Genomic DNA, 17,696 nt, shown 5'->3' with positions numbered 1-17,696 from the left:
AACTCTCTGCCAAAAGGATATTGTCACATCATGGCCCCGGCCATCTTTCGCCACGTTCGACGCACCGTCTCTGTGCTTGCCCTGACCTGCCTGCCCCTGGCCGGAGCCGGCCCGGTCCTGGCCGCGCCACCGGACCTTGGCGCCGCGATGGACGCCCTGCGTTCGGGCGACTGGGATCTGGCGCGCGACTATGCGGGGCCGGAAGACAGCCCGGGCCGCGACGTGATCGAATGGTATTATCTTCGCGCCGGCAAGGGCACGCCGGACGAGGTGATGGATTTCCTGGCCCGCAACCCGGACTGGCCGGGCCTCGACTGGCTGCGGGAAAAGAGCGAGGCCGCGTTCCTTACCGCTCCGTCATCCCAGGTCCGGGAATTCTTCGGGGACGAGATGGCGCAAAGCCCCGAAGGCGTGCTGATCCAGGCCCGTGCCCTGATCGACGACGGAGAGGTGGGCGAGGCCGAGGCGAACCTGGTCCTGGCCTGGCGCACCATGGCCATGGGCGCGGACGTTCAGGCCGAATATCTGTCGAAATACGGCGACCTGCTGCGCCCCCATACCGAGTCGCGGCTGGATCGGATGCTGTGGGACGGCCACCTGGCCAGCGCGCGGCAGCTCCTGATGCTGGTGGGCGAAGGTCCGCAAAAGCTCGCCCAGGCGCGGATCGGGCTTTATACCGGCGCCGGCAATGTCGACACGCTGATCGCCGAGGTGCCGGCGCCCTGGTCCAGCGCCCCGGGCCTGGCGCATGCGCGTTTCGAATGGCGGGCCCGCAAGGGCCGACGCGCCGACGCGATGGAACTGCTGATCCAGCAAGGCAGGAACGCCGCGTCCCTGGGCGAGCCTGCCGCCTGGGCCCGCCGCCGCGCGGATTACGCAAGGACGGAAATGCTGGCCGGCCATGCGAAGCGCGCCTATCAGCTGGCCTCAACCGGGTTCCTCAGCCCTGCGGACGGCTATGTCTATGCCGACCTCCACTGGATCGCGGGCTATGTCGCGCTGACCATGCTGAAGGACCCCGAACGCGCCGCCGGCCATTTCGAGCTGTTCGACGCGGCGGTCGAAACCCCGATTTCCAAGGGACGCGGCGGGTACTGGCGGGGCCGCGCCTACGAGGCGATGGGCGACCGGGAAATGGCGGACCTGGCCTATGCCGAAGGCGCGCTGCAACAGACGTCCTACTACGGCCTGCTGGCGGCCGAGAAGCTGGGCCGGCCCTTCGATCCCGAACTGGTCGACCCGCCCGAGGTGCCGCCGCTGGACAGCGCGCCATTCCTGAACTCCTCTGTCTTCGAGGCCGGCCAGATGCTGCTGGACGCCGGCGACGCGGTGCTGGGCGAACGTTTCCTGACCCATCTTGTCGAAGGGCTGGACCCGGTATCGGCCGCTCAGCTGGGCCATTGGGCGATCGAGGAAGACCACCCCCACCTGGCCGTCATGATCGCCAAGCGCGCGGCGCAGGACGGTGTGGTCCTGGCCGAGGCCTATTACCCGGTCCACGATGTCGGCCGGATGCGCCTGGCCATGGCGCCGGAAATGGTCCTGTCCATCGCCCGGCGGGAAAGCGAGTTCGACCCCACGGTGATTTCGGGCGCGGGCGCGCGGGGGCTGATGCAGGTGATGCCGGCCACGGCGCAGGCGGTGGCCGTGTCGCTGGATCTGGACGACGGTCATTCGACCGACCGGCTGATCACCGACTGGCGCTACAATGCGACGCTGGGCGCGGAATACCTTGCAAAACTGTCGGACCAGTTCGACGGCAATCCGGTGCTGATGTCGGCCGGATACAACGCGGGTCCCGGACGGCCGGTACGCTGGATGGCCCAGATGGGCGACCCGCGCCGGGCCGATGTCGATGTAGTCGACTGGATCGAGGCGATCCCCTTCGACGAGACCCGGAACTATGTCATGCGGGTGACCGAAAGCCTGCCGATCTACCGCGCCCGGCTGGGGCTGGAGCCGCTGCCGGTGCCGTTCTCGGAAGAACTGAAGGGATCCCTGTTGAAGGTCGCGCGAAAGCAGTGATCGTTCCGAATGCAGCGGGACGTTGCCGTTTGAGCAAGCGGGGTCGCGGGCGATCCGCAGAAAGGTCGAGGTTTTCACAGAATTCAGGGGCGAACCGGCCGCAGGCCAGGTCGCGGGCGACCAGCCCCCCCCTCGGGGCGGCCGCTCGTCTGATTGCTGGAAAGTCTGACGTTCCGTCCGGGCCATGCCGGACCTACCCCCGCACGCGTTCCCGCCACAAGGTGAACAGGCCCGCGCCGACCACAATGGCGGCGCCGATGGCGACGTTCATGCGGATCACCTCGCCGAAGACGGCTGTGCCTATGATCGCGGCGAAGACAAGGTGAAGATAGGCGAAGGGCTGCACGGCAGAGGCCTCGGCCAGTTCGTAGCAGCGGATCAGCAGCCAGTGCCCCAGCACACCGGTGACGCAAAGAATCCCCATCCACGACCAGTCCGACGCCGCCATCGGCTCCCAGAAGGGCAGGCCGACGACGGTCATCATCACGGCCCCCATGGTGCCGGTCCAGAAGAAGCTGGTGGCCGTCGTGTCCTTCCGCGCCACGTAGCGCGTCAACAGACCGTAGAGCGCGAACATCGTGGCCGAGATCACCGGCACGATGGCCGCGGGTTCGAACACGCCATCGTTCGGCTGCAGGATCAGGATAACGCCCACGAAGCCGATGCCGATGGCCGTCCAGCGCCGCCACCCGACCTGTTCGCCCAGCACCGGCCCCGACAGGGCCGCCACCATTAACGGATAGGCGATGAAGATCGCCTGGCTGTTGATCAGGCCCAGAAGCGTGAACGAATAGACCGCGACACAGACCTCGCCCGCCAGAAGGAAGCCACGGAAGGCCTGCAACAGCGGCTGTTCTGTGCGGATTGCGGCGCGCAGGCCGCCAGCCTTGCGGGCACTGATGGCGATGACGAAGGCGGCAAAGAACCAGTAACGGATCATCACCACCATGATGGTGTTGTATTCACTGGCAAGATGCCGCGAGAGACCGTCCTGCGTCGCGAAAACCAGTGTCGCGCCGATCATCAGAAGGATCCCGGCGCGCGTCTGGCTTTCGGATGGACTCATCGAAGGCGGGCCTTGGTCATATGTCTCTTGCGCCCATATCCTTCCACCCGCTCGACGTCAAAGCCCGCCGTGTCGAGCGCGCGCCGTACCCGGCCCGCTGCCGTATATGTCGCGGCCGTCCCGCCCGGCGCGGTGTGGCGCGCCACCGCCTGCAGCAGGCTCGGCTCCCACAGCTCCGGGTTCCGTGCCGGGGCGAAACCGTCCAGGAACCACGCATCCGCCTGCCCCGCCCACTGCGGCAGGGTCTGGCGGGCATCGCCGACGATCACCTCAAGAGAGAGCCCGTTTGACAAGGACACCGGCCGGGTGCCCAGATCGTCCCAGACCTCCAGCAGTTCCGAGGCCGGACCGTCCAGCACCCGAAAGGCCGACAATGCCGCCGCGGCCTCGGCCTTGGACAGGGGGAAAGCTTCGAAAGTGGTGTAATAAAGCGGGCCGCGCAGGCCGTTGTCGCGCAGCATCTGCGCCGTCGCCAGCAGGTTCAGGCCCGTTCCGAAACCCAGTTCGGCGATGCGGAAGCCGGGAACAAGACGGGCGGGAAGATCGTTGCCTGACAGGAAGACGTGCTTCGTTTCCTCGAAGCCGTCCGACAACGAGAAATACGGGTCTTCGAACCGACGCGAGATCGGAACGCCGCCCGGAGTCCAGGTCAAGCCCGTCGGGCCAGCCAGCCAAGCCTGCTGGCCCTCGTCGAAATGTTCGCCTACCACGGATCCTGTCTCCTCTCAGGAGGCGCGAATGTGGCCTGCCGGAAGGGGTTTGGCAATGGTCGATGTCACGGTACGCGGGGCGGGCGTCTTTGGCCTGTCGGTCGCATGGGCGCTTGTGGCGCGCGGCGCAAAGGTCCAGGTCGTGGACCCGGCCGGGCCCGGTGCGGGCGCCAGCGGCGGTCATGTCGGCGCGCTCGCCCCCCATGTGCCCGAGAACTGGAACGACAAGAAAGCCTTTCAATACGATAGCCTCCTGCTGGCCGAATCCATGTGGGCCGGGATTGCCGAAGCCGGCGGCCGCGATCCGGGCTATGCCCGGACCGGCCGGCTGCAACCGCTGGCCGACGACCGCGCGGTGGACCTGGCCCGCGACCGTTCCGCATCTGCGCTAGCACTTTGGAAAGGTGCGGCAATCTGGGAAGTGATCCCGCGCCCCGACGGCGGCTTCGTCCCGCCCAGCCCGACCGGCCTCTACGTCCATGACACCCTGACCGCCCGCGTTTCGCCCCGTGCCGGCGTGGCGGCGCTGGTGGCTGCGCTGAAGGTGCGCGGCGTTTCGATCCATGCCGAAGGCCCGGACCGTGGCGCCGTCGTCTGGGCGACCGGTGCCGCGGGTCTGGACGCCCTGTCCCGGGATCGCCCGCGTATCGTCGGGCAGGGCATCAAGGGGCAGTCCGCGCTGCTGGGCTTTGCCGCCCCCGACATGCCGCAGATTTTCGCGGACGGCGTTCATATCGTGCCCCACGCGGACGGAACCGTCGCCATCGGTTCAACGACAGAGCGGATCTTTGACGACCCTACCGGCACGGATGCGCAATTGGACGGCCTTCTGACCAGGGCTGTGGAACTGGTGCCTGCCCTTTTCGGTGCGCCGGTGATCGACCGCTGGGCCGGCCTGCGCCCCCGCGCCCGCAGCCGGGCGCCGATGCTGGGCCCCTGGCCCGAAAGGCCCGGCCATTTCATTGCCAATGGCGGCTTCAAGATCGGGTTCGGCATGGCGCCCAAGGTGGCCCAGTGCATGGCCGACCTGATCCTGGACGGCCGCGTCACCTATCCCCCCGCCTTCGCCGTCGAAACCTCGTTCTGAGCTACGGAGCAAAATCATGCAAACCCCGACCCTGTCCGCCCTCGACCATCTGGTCCTGACCGTGGCGGATATCGACCGCACCCTGGCCTTCTATTGCGACGGGCTGGGCATGGAGGCGGAACGCTTCACCGTCACCGACGGGACCGAACGTCTGGCGCTGAAATACGGCAGCCAGAAGATCAATCTTCATCCGGCGGAAAGCCCCTTCGAGCCGAAGGCGCTGGTCGCCCTGCCCGGGACGGCCGACCTGTGCTTCCTGTCGGACACCTCTGTCGACATCTGGATCGCGCATCTGGAGGCAATCGGCCTGTCCGTCCTGGACGGCCCCGTGCCGCGCACCGGGGCCACGGGGCCGCTGACCTCGATTTACCTGCGGGATCCGGACGGAAACCTGGTCGAGATTTCGAACGCCGGCTGAGGATGCCTGCACGGATTGAAGGCTGCACCGCGCAACATCTTCGTGCGGCGCAACGCCAGATCGGCGGGACGTCCTGCGCCATCGCGAAAACGGCAGCGGCCGACCCACGGAAAGCCCGCGAAACGGCCGCCGCCAAATGAATTCGGCGGGGGCAGGCCGACCGCTACCCTGCCCCGCGGCCGGGTAGGACATTCATTTCGAAGACGATGCCCCCTAGCCGATATCGGCCCGCAGCTTTTCCATCAGCGTGGCCAGCGTCTTCGTGTAGACCTCGCTGGTCAGGCGGCCCTCCTCGTCGAATTCCTTCGACGAATTCGCCAGGTGCACCTCGGGACCGCTGATCAACCGCGGCTGGAACGGCACCAGGCACTGGCGCAGCATCGCCTGTCCGCGCTCGCCCCCCGACCGCCCAGCGGCCGCCGACACCACCGCCACCGGTTTGTTCGACCACGGCGCCAGCTTGGTCCGGCTGACCCAGTCCAACGCGTTCTTCAGGACGCCCGTGATCCCCTTGTTGTACTCGGGCGTCGAGATGATCACCGCATCCGCAGCCTTGATCGCCTCGGCCAGGGCGGCGACCTTGTCGGGAATGCCCGCACTGTCCTCCAGATCGCCATCGTAGAGCGGCAGGTCCAGATCCGCGGCGGAAAAGTCGGCCGGGCCGAACAGCCGCGCCGCCTCCAGCATCAGCATCCGGTTGGTCGAGCCGGCGCGCAGCGCGCCGCAAAGGCCCAGAAGGCGGGGCGTGTCGGTCATCGCATGTCTCTCTGTCATCGCGGTGCCATCGGCGCACCGCCCGGACCCATCCTCGCAGGCCCGGACAGGGTTTCAACCCTTGGCCGTCCGAACCGCGTCTTTGCGGCGGCACCATTGCGCCACCGCCGCGCGACCGGCGATCAGTTGTTCTGGGTGATCACAACTTCGACCCGACGGTTCTGGGCGCGGCCCTCTTCCGTCAGGTTAGACGCGATGGGCGAGGATTCCCCAGCCGCCACGGTCCGCAGCCGGCTGGCCGCCACGCCGTCGATGATCAGGATGTTCGATACCGCCTCGGCCCGCTGCTGCGACAGCCCGATATTGTAGGTCGCATCGCCGGTATTGTCGGTGTGCCCAATGACCTGCGCGGTGCTGTTCGGATAGGCATTCATGCTTTGCGCCAGCCGGGCCAGATCCGGCTTCAGGCTGTCCTTGACGGCAAAGCTGTTGGTGGCAAAGGTGATGTCCTGCGGCAGCGTCACGATCACGCGCTGGCCATCCTGCCGGACGGTCACGCCCTGGCTTGTCAGCTGGTTGCGCAGCTGGGCGGCCTGTTTGTCCAGTTCGTCCCCGATTGCGGCACCGGCCATGGCACCGACGGCAGCGCCCGCCACGGCCGCGGTGGTCGAACCGCCGAAGATCGCCCCAAGACCGCCGCCCACGATGCCGCCGGCGACGGCCGCGTTGTTCCGGTTCTGGTGGGCATTGCCCGGGGCCAGATCGGTCCCCAGCTTCGCCGGATCGGTACAGGCCGACAGAGCCAGCGCCCCGGCCAGGGCGGGCACGATGAAAGGCAAGGTTCTGAATCGACGCCGGGCGCCGGAAACTTGGCGGGTCATGATACGCGTGGTCCTCTGCTCGCATCCTGCCGCCGGCCCCCGATATAGGGCTTCGCTTCCCGGCAGGACATATAGGCGGTAGATTACACGGCATGCTGCACCGGCTAAAGGCACCAATTGCACTGCCAGGGCCCCGAAATGCGCTTTTTGGCCCCCTCAGGCCTCGGCCCGGGCGGTTTCATAGGCCAGAAGCGCCCGTTTCACCGGCAGCCCCCAGTGATAGCCGCCCAGCCCCCCGCTTTTCCGCAGCGCCCGGTGGCACGGGATCAGCCAGCTGACCGGGTTCCGGCCCACCGCCGTCCCCACCGCCCGCACCGCACGGGGCGACCCGATGGAATTCGCGATCTCGGAATAGGTCGTGACCTGCCCCGACGGGATCTGCAAAAGCGCCTCCCAGACCTTGATCTGGAACGGCGCCCCGATCAGGAACAGGGGCGCCCGGCTCAACTCGGTCCGTTCGGCGCCGAAGGCCTCCAGCACCCAGGGCCGCAGCATGGTCGCATCCTCGACGAAGGTGGCATGGGGCCAGCGCCCGACAAGATCGGACATCGCCTCTTCGGCGCCGTTCTCGGCGGCGAAACCCAGGCCACAGATCCCCTTCTCGGTCCCCATGACAAGCGCCGGGCCGAACGGGCTTTCGAACCAGCCCCAGAAGATCGTCAGCCCCTCGCCCTTCCGTGCGAACTCGCCCGGGCTCATCGCCTCCCAGCGCAGGAACAGGTCGTGCAACCGACCCGTCCCCGACAGTCCCAGCGAATGGGCGGTTTCCAGCGTGGTGAAGCGGTCCCGCAACAGGGTCCTGGCATGGCCCAGCGCCAGGTATTGCTGGTAGCGCTTGGGCGACACGCCCACCCAGGCCGAAAACAGGCGCTGGAAATGCGCGGGACTCATGTCCATCTGCCGCGCCAGCGCCTCCAGCGTCAGCTGCGCCCCGTCCCGGTCCGCGGCATCGATCAGCTCGATCGCGCGGCGCATCACCTGGTAATGATACCCGTCTTCTGCGGGCTCGACGGCCTGGATGTTCATGACAAAGACTCCAACTGGCTTTCCCGGAAAATACGCCGCCCTGCCCCGCCAATCGACCCGAAACCTGCGCCTTCTTCTCTTTCCAAATACCTCCGGGGGAGTCGCGCCAAAGGCGCGGCCGGGGGCAGAGCCCCCCGTCGACCGCAACACGCAAACCGCCCCGTGGGTTGCGTGGTTCCCGCGCACCGCCTTTCCGCCAAAGGTGCGCGCCATCCCCGCACCCTGCAGCCTTCCCTTGCCCCACGCGGGTCAAACGGGCATAGCTCGTGCTCATGGCCCGACAGCTCGATTACACCACGATCAGCGAGATCTTCGCCCGCTTCCACGCGGCCGAGCCCGAACCCAAGGGCGAATTGCACCATACCAATGCCTTCACCCTGCTGGTCGCCGTGGCGCTGTCCGCGCAGGCCACCGATGCCGGCGTGAACAAGGCCACGAAGGCGCTGTTCGAAATCGCCGACACGCCGGAAAAGATGCTGACCCTGGGCGAGGAGCAGCTGATCCAGCACATCAAGACCATCGGGCTTTACCGCAACAAGGCGAAGAACGTGATGGCGCTCAGCCGGATCCTGGTCGAGCAGTACGGGGGCGAGGTCCCGTCCTCCCGCGCAGCGCTGCAATCGCTTCCGGGCGTGGGGCGCAAGACGGCCAATGTGGTGCTGAACATGTGGTGGCATTTTCCGGCCCAGGCGGTCGACACCCACATCTTCCGGGTCGGCAACCGGTCGGGCATCGCGCCCGGCAAGGACGTCAACGCTGTCGAAAGGGCGATCGAGGACAATATCCCGGCCCCCTACCAGCTTCACGCCCATCACTGGCTGATCCTGCACGGTCGCTATCACTGCAAGGCGCGCAAGCCGCAGTGCCCGACCTGCCTGATCGCCGATCTCTGCGAATTCGAGGACAAGACCCAGCTATGAAGAAGACCTACCAGCTTGTCGGCATCGGCAATGCCATCGTCGATGTCATCTCGCAGCATGACGACGATTTCCTGGATCACATGGGAATCGAAAAGGGGATCATGCAGCTTGTCGAACGCGAACGGGCCGAAGTGCTCTATGCCGCCATGCGCGAACGCGTCCAGACGCCGGGCGGGTCCCTGGCCAACACCATCGCCGGCGCCGGCGCGCTGGGGCTCCGGACCGCCTTCATCGGCCGTGTCCGCGACGACTCGTTGGGCAAGTTCTACGCCGAAGCGATGGAAAAGGACGGCGTCACCTTCGTCAACGCACCGATCCCGTCGGGCGAACTGCCGACCTCGCGCTCGATGATCTTCGTCTCGCCCGATGGCGAGCGGTCGATGAACACCTATCTGGGCATCTCGGCCGAACTTGGGTCCGAAGACGTGCCCGAGGAGATCGCGGCCGACACCGAACTGATGTTCCTCGAAGGATATCTCTTCGACAAGGACAAGGGGAAGGAAGCGTTCCGCAAGGCCGCGCGCGCCTGCCGCAAGGCCGGGGGCAAGACCGGGATCGCGATTTCCGACCCGTTCTGCGTCGACCGCCATCGCGGCGACTTCCTGGGCCTGATCGAACACGAAATGGACTATGTCATCGGCAACGAGGCCGAGATCTGTTCCCTGTTCCAGACCGACCGACTGGAGGACGCGCTGTCCCTGACCGCCGCGCTTTGCGATCTGGTGGTCTGCACCCGGTCGGGCGACGGCGTGTCGGTCATGCAGGGCACGCGGCGGATCGACGTACCCGTGGAAAAGATCAAGGTCACCGATGCCACCGGCGCGGGCGACCAGTTCGCGGCGGGTTTCCTCTATGGCATGGCCACCGGCCGCGACATGGAAACCGCCGCGCGCATGGGCAATGTCGCCGCGCGCGAGGTGATTTCCCATATCGGCCCCCGGCCCGAGACTTCGGTCGCGGCGCTGATGAAGGACGCGGGGCTGCTCTGATTCGATGACCGACATCACCGTCCTTCCCGTCCCGCCCGGCCACGTGGCTTGTGTGATCACCCATATGCAGATGCTGGAACGGGCGCCGATCCGTCCCGCCACCCCGCCCGAGGGCGCCCGGATCGAACGGGTCGAACGACCGGATCCGGACTGGTATCGCGCGCTGTTCCGGCGTGTGGGCGAGGCCTATATCTGGTCTTCCCGCCTGGAGATGAGCGACGCGGACCTGACCGCGATCCTCCACGACCCCGAGGTGCAGGTTCACGCGCTGATGGTCGACGGCCAGGCCGAAGGGCTGATGGAGCTGGATTTCCGCACAATGGGCGAATGCGAGCTGAAGTTCTTCGGCGTCAGCGGGCCCATGATCGGCACGACGGCAGCACGGGCGCTGATGAACCTTGCGGTCATCCTGGCCTGGTCCCGCCCGATCACGCGATTCTGGGTCCATACCTGCACCTTCGACGATCAGAAGGCGGTGCCGTTCTACATGCGATCCGGCTTCGTCCCCTATGCCCGGGAATTCGAACACCAGCCCGACCCGCGCCTGAAGGGCCTGATCCCCGAGCACTGCGCCCCGCAGATCCCGCTGGTCCGTCCCTGACCATCAAAGAACAAGACTCGCCCTCTGCGCAGAATCCGAAATCTGCGCGGCGGGACGTCTGACGTTTCAGCAGGAAGGCCAGCGGCCGTCGCGAAGGGGCCGACCCACGAGGATGGGGCGGCCGCAACCCGACCTGCGACCGAGTAGTACGCCCTTCTCCGGACCTCAGAGATAGTCTGCGAAAGCGTCCAGTACCTGGCGGTAGACCTGGCGCTTGAAGGCCACGACGCCGTCGACCAGAAGATCCGGCCTGCGCCATTGCCATTCGCAGAATTCGGGATGTTCGGTCGCGATGTCGATCTGGTCGTCGGTGCCAAGGAAGCGCATCAGGAACCACTTCTGCTCCTGCCCGCGAAAGCGGCCCTTCCAGGTGAAGGGCACGATCTCGTGCGGCAGGTCGTAGGTCAGCCAGCCCGGCGTCTCGGCGATGATCTTAACCAGGTCGGGGCGAACGCCGGTTTCCTCTTCCAGCTCGCGCAGGACGGCCGTCCTTGCGTCCTCGCCCTTGTCCACGCCGCCCTGCGGCATCTGCCAGGCGTCATGGTCGCGGTCGTTGCGGCGGGCGGTGAAAATGGCGCCCTGCGGATTCATCAGCATGACGCCGACATTCGGGCGATAGGGCAGGCGTGCGATCTCTTCCGGGGTCATCGCGCGGTCTCCGGTCTTGCTGTGGGTGCGGCTGTGGCCTGGCCCCGATGTACCCCGTGGCGGCGCTGCGGGCCAGAGGCGGAATGGACACAATGGCGACCCGCCAACGAAAAGGGCCCCGGAACTCCGGGGCCCTGAAGGGTCGTCAGGCAGGACTGACCGGCCTCAGCTCTTTGCCTTCAGCTGAGCGATGGTCTTGTCGATGTTGCCGCCGTTGCGGTCCATCATCTGACCGATGGAGTCGCGTTCGGTCAGCAGCATGTTCAGACCGGCAATGTAGATGTTGTAGAACCGCGGCTGGCCGGACTTGTCCGACACGATGAAGGTCACGTCGAAGGGTGCCTGGCCCACCAGGTTGGCGCTGGCGTTGATCTGGTAATCGGACCCGGCCTTGCGGGTGCTCTTGATCGTTACCGTACCACCGATGAACTCGCGGAAGCGGCTGCCATAGGTGTTGGCAATATAGGTCTGGAACGCGGCGGTGAATTCGCGCAGCTTCGGCTTGGAAATGCTTCGGGCATCCCGGCCCAGCGCATAGTAGGCCATGAAAGCCGTATCGGCGTATTTCACGAACAGCTTGCGGAAGTCGTTGATCGCGGCCGTTTCCGACTTGCGACCGGCTTCGACGTCCGCGATCACCTTGTTGATCTCGGCCAGCAGCTGGTTCAGCAGGCCTTCTGCTCCGGCCTGCGTCAGGGCCAGAAGCTGCGACGGCACGGCAGCAAGGCCGACCCCCGCGGCTGCGGATGTCAGGACGGCGCGGCGGCTTAGGCTTGCGGGCGGCATGGCCACGGAACGCATCCGGTCAGAGCGGCGGGTCACCGTAGGGCGGGGCGTCATAGGCATTTGCATAGAAATCCTCGTAAGAGTCGGCATTGGCATCGGCGTCGGATTCAAGATAGGTGCTGCCGTCGTCGCCCGCCAGTTCGTAACGGCGGGTCTGCAGGTAAATGATCCGTGCTTGCGAATACGAGTCCGCGCTGCCGTACAGGATGGAGTCGATCAGCTCCGAATACGTGCCGCGAGAGTTAAGCTGATCAAGGATATAAGAGCCGTAGCGCACATAGCGGAAGGTCTGGTCGCCGGTCGCGTAGGCGATCGGGTTGGTGAAAAAGTCGACCACCAGACCGGCGGAATCCCGCGCGGTCGAGGGACCGAAGAACGGCAGTTCAACATAGGGACCTTCGCCCACGCCCCAAGTATAGAGCACTTCGCCGAAGTCGGTGTCGTAGTTCGGGATGCCCAGTTCGGTCGCCGGATCGCCCAAGCCGCCGATGCCCATTGTCAGGTTCGTGACGAAGCGCAGGACGGTCACCCCGGCCTCTTTCAGCTTGCCCTGCAGGATATAGTCCACCGTCTCGGCCGGCTTGCCCAGGTTCTCGGCGAAATAGCTGACCGAGGTCCGAACGCTTTGCGGGATGACGACGACATAGCCCTTGGAAGCCGGCCGGAACAGGATACGGTCCATGCCGCGGTTGAACTGGTGCGTGGCCCGGTTCATCTTTTCGAGCGGATCGTAGACCCCGCTGGACACCTCTTCCCCTGCCTTCGGACCGGCACAGGCCGCGAGCGTCAGAAGGGCGGCGCCGGCGAAAAGGGCGGCCAGGGGGCGGCGCAAAACTTGCATCACGTCTCGTCCAATCGTTCTCGTGCCAACAGGTGGTGCCCTACCCCGCACACCGCGCGTCGGACCGAACCTCGTCTAATGTAGTCCGTCATTCGGCGAGATCCAGTTGTTAGATCACTGACGGTCCGGGGCACTGGATAGTTAATTTTCTTGTGAATTGAAACCGCTTGCGGTGTGGTGCAACCCCTTAGTGCATTCTATTGAGTAAAGATCCGTTGAACCCAGCCGGCAGACGAATCAACTGAATTTCAAGACGACACGTTTACAGGAAAGAGCAACCGCCATGATCCACCGCAGCGGCAAGGACGAGTTGATCGCCGCACGGCAGCAAAGCCGTGGTCTGTACTGGATCGTTGGAATCTTCAGTTTCTTCGCAAATATGCTGATGCTGACCGGTCCGCTGTACATGCTGCAGGTCTATGATCGCGTGCTGGGATCGCGGTCCGAGGCGACGCTGCTGGCGCTGACGCTGCTGGTCGCGTTCCTGTACGGCATCATGGGGATCCTGGATTATACCCGCGGCCGAATCATGGCGCGGGCGGGGGCCCGGTTCCAGTCGGCACTGGACCACAGGGTCTTCGATGCGATGATCCGTCGCTCTGCCGTGTCGCGCGATCCGGCGGCGCAGACCGGGCTGGCGGACCTCGAATCGGTGCAGCGGCTGATCGCCTCGCCGGTTCTGATGGCCGTCTTCGACATTCCCTGGACCCCGGTCTTCCTGGTCGGCATCTCGTTCTTCCATCCCTGGCTGGGATACCTGGCGATGGGCGGCGGCGCGCTTCTGATCCTGATCACCTGGCTGAACCAGACCCTGACCCGCCGGCCAATGCTGAAGGCCGGGCAGGCGTCGAACCGGTCCAACATCCTGTCCGAGGAAATCCGGACCGAGGCCGAGATGATCCAGTCCATGGGCATGCGCCAGGCCGCCTTCCGCCGCTGGCTGGTGGCGCGCAATGCCTCGTTGGACGAAACCATGCGCGCCAACGATGTGGGCGGCACCTTCTCTTCCCTGACCAAGACACTGCGGCTGTTCCTGCAATCGGCCATGCTGGGCCTTGGCGCCTATCTTGTGCTGCAGGGCGAACTGTCGGCCGGCGCGATGATCGCGGGCTCGATCCTTCTGGGCCGTGCGCTGGCCCCGATCGAGATGGCGATCGGCCAGTGGCCCGTCGTGCAGCGCGCCATGAAAGGCTGGAGCTCGCTCAGCAGCCTTCTGGACAATGTCCCGGCCGAAGACACCCGCACCGCACTGCCGCGCCCCAAGGCCAGGCTTCAGGTCCAGTCCCTGACCGTTGTTCCCCCGGGCGAGACGCGGGCCGTTCTGCGCACACTGTCCTTCGAGGTTCAGCCGGGCCAGGCCGTGGGTATCATCGGGCCGTCCGGGTCAGGCAAGTCGACACTGGCGCGGGCGCTGACGGGCGTCTGGCGCCCGGCGGGGGGGGTGATCCGGCTGGATGGCGCGGCGCTGGATCAATACGACCCGTCGGTGCTGGGCCATCACATCGGTTACCTGCCCCAGCGGGTGATGCTGTTCGACGGCACCGTGGCGCAGAACATTGCGCGGCTGGAACAGGAACCCGATGCCGAAAAGGTCGTGGAAGCCGCCAAGAAGGCCGCCGCCCACGACATGATCGTGAACCTGCCCGACGGTTATGACACGCGGATCACCCAGGGCGGCGGGCGTCTGTCCGGCGGCCAGATCCAGCGGGTGGGCCTGGCCCGCGCCATGTATGGCGACCCGGTGCTACTGATCCTGGACGAACCAAACTCCAACCTCGACAACGAAGGCTCGATGGCGCTTAACGCCGCCATCCGCGAAATGAAGGCCGCCGGGAACGCGGTGATGATCATGGCCCACCGGCCCGCGGCAATCCAGGAATGCGATATGCTGCTGGTGATCGACAGCGGCACCCGCGCCGCCTTCGGCCCCAAGGACGAGGTGCTGCGCCAGATGGTGTCGAACCACGAGGAACTGCAGAAGACCGCCTCGATGGGAGGTGTGCGATGAACGCGCAGAACGGCGGCGGGATGCCGAAACCCGCAAAGATGGCCACGGTGGGCAAGATCGCCCCCCAGAAGGCCGCCGCACCCATGCCACACCCCCAGAAATGGTCGGCCCGCGCGCCGGTGCTGTTCGGCACCTTCGGCCTGTTGCTGCTGGTTGGCGGGTTCGGGTCCTGGGCAGTCTTCGCCAGCATCTCGGGTGCCGTGGTGGCCCCCGGCCGGTTCGAGGTCGACAGCAGCCGGCAGGTCGTCCAGCACCTGGACGGCGGCATCGTGGACCAGATCCTGGTGGACGAGGGCGACCTGGTCGCGGCCGGCGACACGCTGGTTCGGCTGGACGATTCCCAGCTGAAGTCGCAGCTGGTGATCACCGAAGGCCAACTGTTCGAACTGATGGCCCGCCGCGGCCGCCTGGAAGCCGAACAGGACGACAGCGACACCATCGTCTTCGATCCGGTCCTGCTGGAAGCCGCCGACGGCAACAAGGACGTGGCCGAACTGGTCGCGGGCCAGGAAAAGCTGTTCAAGGCCCGCCGCGAGTCGGTAGACAAGCAGACCGAACAATTGGAAAAGCGCAGCGCCCAGATCACCAACCAGATCGACGGGATCAATGCGCAGCAGACCTCGCTGGGCAAGCGGCTGGCGCTGATCGAACAGGAGCTGGACCAGCAGCAGCAGCTTCTGGCCAAGGGCCTGACGCAATCCGGCACCGTGCTGGCGCTGCAACGGGCTCAGGCGGAACTGGAAGGCTCGCTGGGCGAACTCAGCGCCTCGGTCGCGCAGAACGAAGGCCGCATCACCGAGATCGATCTGCAGATCCTGCAACTGGGCACCCAGATGCGCGAGGACGCAACCACGCGCCTGCGGGACCTGCAGTACCGCGAACTGGAACTGGCCGAGGAACGCCGCTCGATCCTGCAGAAACTGGACCGGCTGGACATCAAGGCGCCGGTTTCGGGCATCGTCTATGGCCTCCAATTCAAGACGCCGCAATCGGTGATCCGCCCGGCGGACCCGGTGCTGCACCTTGTGCCGCAGGACCGGCCGCTGGTCGCCGTGGTGCGGATCAGCCCGACCGATATCGACCAGATCTTCGTCGGACAAAAGGCGGTCATGCACCTGTCGGCCCTGAACCAACGCACCACGCCGCAACTGAATGGCACGGTCGACCAGATTTCGGCCGACACGTTCGAAGATCAGCATGCCGGTGCCTCGTTCTACCGGGCCGAAGTGCTGCCGGACCCCGGCGAGCTGGAAAAGCTGCCCGAAGGCACGGTGCTGGTGTCCGGCATGCCGGTCGAGGCGTTCATCTCATCCTCTGCGCGGACGCCGCTGTCCTACCTGCTGAAGCCCTTCACCGACTATTTCGCGAAGGCGTTCAAGGAAGGCTGACCCTGGCCGTGCAGCCGGTCCCCCGGCGGCCGTCGCAATCCCGTGACATTTTCCGGCTTTAAGGGGCGCACGTGCCGGGCTAGCGTCCGGCGCGACCGCAGTGCGGCGGTCGCGCAGCCCTGACGGAGGATCCCATGAGTATCGAAGCGAAACTGGCCGAACTTGGTGTCACCCTGCCCGACGCACCCGCGCCGGCGGCAAACTATGTGCCCTTCGTGCAGGTGGGCGACATCGTTTACGTGTCGGGCCAGATCAGCCAGGGCACCGACGGTCCGATCAAGGGCAAGCTGGGCGCCGACCTGGACGTGGCCGCCGGCGCCGCGGCGGCGCGCGCCTGCGCGATCAGCCTGCTGGCCCAGGTCAAGGCGGCCTGCGGCGGCGACCTGTCGAACCTGGTGCGCGTGGTGAAGCTGACCGGCTTCGTCAATTCCACCCCCGATTTCACCGACCAGCCGGAAGTGATCAACGGCGCTTCGGACTTCCTGGTCCAGGCGCTGGGCGATGCCGGCCGTCATTCCCGCTCTGCCGTCTCGGCCGCCGCCCTGCCCCGGGGCGTCGCGGTCGAGATCGAAGGCATCTTCCAGATCAAGTGATCCCCATGCGCCCGCCCCTGCCCGACGCCTTCCTGCGCCTGCCCATCGCCCACCGCGCCCTGCACGACCTGTCTGCGGGCCGGCCGGAAAATTCCCTGCCGGCCATCCAGGCCGCAGTGGATGCCGGATACGGCATCGAGATCGACCTGCAGGTCACGTCGGACGGGCACGCCTTGGTCTTTCACGACTATGCGCTGGAACGCCTGACAGGCCGCGCGGGGCTCCTGCGCGACCTGACGGCTGCCGAAGCCTCTGCCACGCCGCTGACGGGAGGCGGCGGCGCCTGCATCCCGCGGTTCTCGTCTGTGCTGTCAGCCGTCGCGGGCCGCGTGCCGCTGCTCGTGGAAATCAAGGATCAGGACCGCGACGGCGCGCCCGGCACCGGCGTCCTGGAACGCGCGGCGGCCGAGGCGCTGGCAGGCTATGCCGGGCCGGTGGCGGTGATGTCGTTCAACCCGGCCTCTGTCGCGGCAATGGCGGACCTGGCGCCAGCGGTCCCGCGCGGGCTGGTCACCATGTTCTATGACGCCGGGGTCGGGAACCTGCCGGCCGAAACCTGCGACCACCTGAATCGGATCGCCGATTTCGACCGGGTGGGCGCCAGCTTCATTTCGCACCACTGGACCGACCTGTCCCGGCCCCGGGTGCGAAAGCTGTGGGGCGATGGCGTGCCGGTGCTGTGCTGGACGATCCGGTCGCCCGAGGAAGAGGCAGAGGCCCGGGCCCGGGCCGACAACGTGACCTTCGAAGGCTATCTTCCGCCCCTGGGCGCTTGATCGCCGGGCGATCGGGCACAGATACTGGAACAGCGCGGGGCGACGGGGCGGGAATCAAACGCTGGAAACACCCAAGCGTATCACGCATGGGCCGCGCATCATGGCCGTCGCGCCGCAAAGCCGCCGTAACAGTTCGGGCGCGGCGAAGGGGGGGATGGCGCGGCGACGGCCACCCTGCCGGCAGGCCGCAGGACGAAGGACGAAGGAACACGGGCAGAC

18 protein-coding genes are annotated in these 17,696 nt (G+C 66.4%); 10 read left to right on the top strand and 8 right to left on the bottom strand.

Features of this window, described 5'->3' with window-relative positions; all coding sequences use genetic code 11:
• The first annotated feature begins 30 nt into the window (after positions 1-30).
• Complete coding sequence (locus tag FQK05_RS07525) at positions 31-2,025, top strand: lytic transglycosylase domain-containing protein (RefSeq protein ID WP_158965302.1); 1,995 nt, start codon at positions 31-33, stop codon at positions 2,023-2,025.
• A 193-nt stretch (positions 2,026-2,218) separates the two neighbouring features.
• Here the strand turns inward: FQK05_RS07525 and FQK05_RS07520 are convergent, their stop codons facing one another.
• A complete protein-coding gene (locus FQK05_RS07520; protein ID WP_158965301.1) occupies positions 2,219-3,091 on the bottom strand; it encodes a DMT family transporter in 873 nt (290 codons plus the stop codon).
• On the bottom strand, positions 3,088-3,801 hold the full coding sequence (gene mnmD / locus FQK05_RS07515; RefSeq protein ID WP_233270412.1) for a tRNA (5-methylaminomethyl-2-thiouridine)(34)-methyltransferase MnmD: 714 nt from the start codon (positions 3,799-3,801) through the stop codon (positions 3,088-3,090). Before mnmD ends, FQK05_RS07520 begins: the two co-directional genes overlap by 4 nt.
• Positions 3,802-3,856: 55 nt before the next feature.
• On the opposite strand from mnmD, the gene FQK05_RS07510 reads away from it, so the two are divergent.
• Positions 3,857-4,888 (top strand): NAD(P)/FAD-dependent oxidoreductase, encoded by a 1,032-nt coding sequence (locus tag FQK05_RS07510; RefSeq protein ID WP_158965300.1) that lies wholly within the window; start codon positions 3,857-3,859, stop codon positions 4,886-4,888.
• Between the two features lie 16 nt (positions 4,889-4,904).
• Positions 4,905-5,306, top strand: a complete 402-nt coding sequence (locus tag FQK05_RS07505) for a VOC family protein (protein ID WP_158965299.1) — start codon at positions 4,905-4,907, stop codon at positions 5,304-5,306.
• A 213-nt stretch (positions 5,307-5,519) separates the two neighbouring features.
• Here the strand turns inward: FQK05_RS07505 and FQK05_RS07500 are convergent, their stop codons facing one another.
• The 3 genes from FQK05_RS07500 to FQK05_RS07490 all read right to left on the bottom strand — a co-directional run bounded on the left by FQK05_RS07500 (position 5,520) and on the right by FQK05_RS07490 (position 7,927).
• A complete protein-coding gene (locus FQK05_RS07500) occupies positions 5,520-6,062 on the bottom strand; it encodes an NADPH-dependent FMN reductase (protein WP_158965298.1) in 543 nt (180 codons plus the stop codon).
• A gap of 140 nt (positions 6,063-6,202) precedes the next feature.
• Positions 6,203-6,901: an OmpA family protein gene (locus FQK05_RS07495; RefSeq protein WP_158965297.1), complete on the bottom strand. Its 699-nt coding sequence runs from the start codon at positions 6,899-6,901 to the stop codon at positions 6,203-6,205.
• Between the two features lie 156 nt (positions 6,902-7,057).
• A complete protein-coding gene (locus tag FQK05_RS07490) occupies positions 7,058-7,927 on the bottom strand; it encodes a methylated-DNA--[protein]-cysteine S-methyltransferase (RefSeq protein WP_158965296.1) in 870 nt (289 codons plus the stop codon).
• A gap of 272 nt (positions 7,928-8,199) precedes the next feature.
• On the opposite strand from FQK05_RS07490, the gene nth reads away from it, so the two are divergent.
• The 3 genes from nth to FQK05_RS07475 are packed head-to-tail and all read left to right on the top strand — an operon-like array spanning position 8,200 to position 10,437.
• The gene (gene nth / locus FQK05_RS07485) at positions 8,200-8,847 is read left to right on the top strand and encodes an endonuclease III (RefSeq protein WP_158965295.1); all 648 of its coding nucleotides are present in this window, start codon (positions 8,200-8,202) and stop codon (positions 8,845-8,847) included.
• Positions 8,844-9,836: an adenosine kinase gene (locus FQK05_RS07480; protein ID WP_158965294.1), complete on the top strand. Its 993-nt coding sequence runs from the start codon at positions 8,844-8,846 to the stop codon at positions 9,834-9,836. The genes nth and FQK05_RS07480 overlap by 4 nt, the downstream gene beginning before the upstream one ends.
• A gap of 4 nt (positions 9,837-9,840) precedes the next feature.
• Positions 9,841-10,437, top strand: a complete 597-nt coding sequence (locus tag FQK05_RS07475) for a GNAT family N-acetyltransferase (protein WP_158965293.1) — start codon at positions 9,841-9,843, stop codon at positions 10,435-10,437.
• 165 nt (positions 10,438-10,602) lie between these two features.
• Here FQK05_RS07475 and FQK05_RS07470 read toward each other — a convergent pair whose 3' ends face one another.
• The 3 genes from FQK05_RS07470 to FQK05_RS07460 form a co-directional block, all read right to left on the bottom strand.
• Positions 10,603-11,085: an RNA pyrophosphohydrolase gene (locus FQK05_RS07470; RefSeq protein WP_158965292.1), complete on the bottom strand. Its 483-nt coding sequence runs from the start codon at positions 11,083-11,085 to the stop codon at positions 10,603-10,605.
• A gap of 165 nt (positions 11,086-11,250) precedes the next feature.
• On the bottom strand, positions 11,251-11,871 hold the full coding sequence (locus FQK05_RS07465; protein WP_158966018.1) for an MlaC/ttg2D family ABC transporter substrate-binding protein: 621 nt from the start codon (positions 11,869-11,871) through the stop codon (positions 11,251-11,253).
• Between the two features lie 19 nt (positions 11,872-11,890).
• Entirely contained in the window at positions 11,891-12,712 is an 822-nt protein-coding gene (locus FQK05_RS07460; RefSeq protein WP_199252613.1) for an MlaA family lipoprotein, read from the bottom strand.
• A gap of 283 nt (positions 12,713-12,995) precedes the next feature.
• On the opposite strand from FQK05_RS07460, the gene FQK05_RS07455 reads away from it, so the two are divergent.
• From FQK05_RS07455 to FQK05_RS07440, 4 genes are all read left to right on the top strand, one after another.
• Positions 12,996-14,720, top strand: a complete 1,725-nt coding sequence (locus FQK05_RS07455) for a type I secretion system permease/ATPase (RefSeq protein ID WP_158965290.1) — start codon at positions 12,996-12,998, stop codon at positions 14,718-14,720.
• 83 nt (positions 14,721-14,803) lie between these two features.
• Positions 14,804-16,108: an HlyD family type I secretion periplasmic adaptor subunit gene (locus FQK05_RS07450; protein WP_158966016.1), complete on the top strand. Its 1,305-nt coding sequence runs from the start codon at positions 14,804-14,806 to the stop codon at positions 16,106-16,108.
• A gap of 134 nt (positions 16,109-16,242) precedes the next feature.
• A complete protein-coding gene (locus FQK05_RS07445; protein ID WP_158965289.1) occupies positions 16,243-16,701 on the top strand; it encodes a RidA family protein in 459 nt (152 codons plus the stop codon).
• A 5-nt stretch (positions 16,702-16,706) separates the two neighbouring features.
• Entirely contained in the window at positions 16,707-17,477 is a 771-nt protein-coding gene (locus FQK05_RS07440; RefSeq protein WP_158965288.1) for a glycerophosphodiester phosphodiesterase family protein, read from the top strand.
• Positions 17,478-17,696 lie beyond the last annotated feature (219 nt).

Source organism: Chachezhania sediminis (assembly GCF_009765275.1).
Taxonomy (GTDB): Bacteria; Pseudomonadota; Alphaproteobacteria; order Rhodobacterales; family Rhodobacteraceae; genus Chachezhania; species Chachezhania sediminis.
Note: the sequence above shows the minus strand (reverse complement) of the source record. Positions and strands in the feature narration are given on the sequence as shown.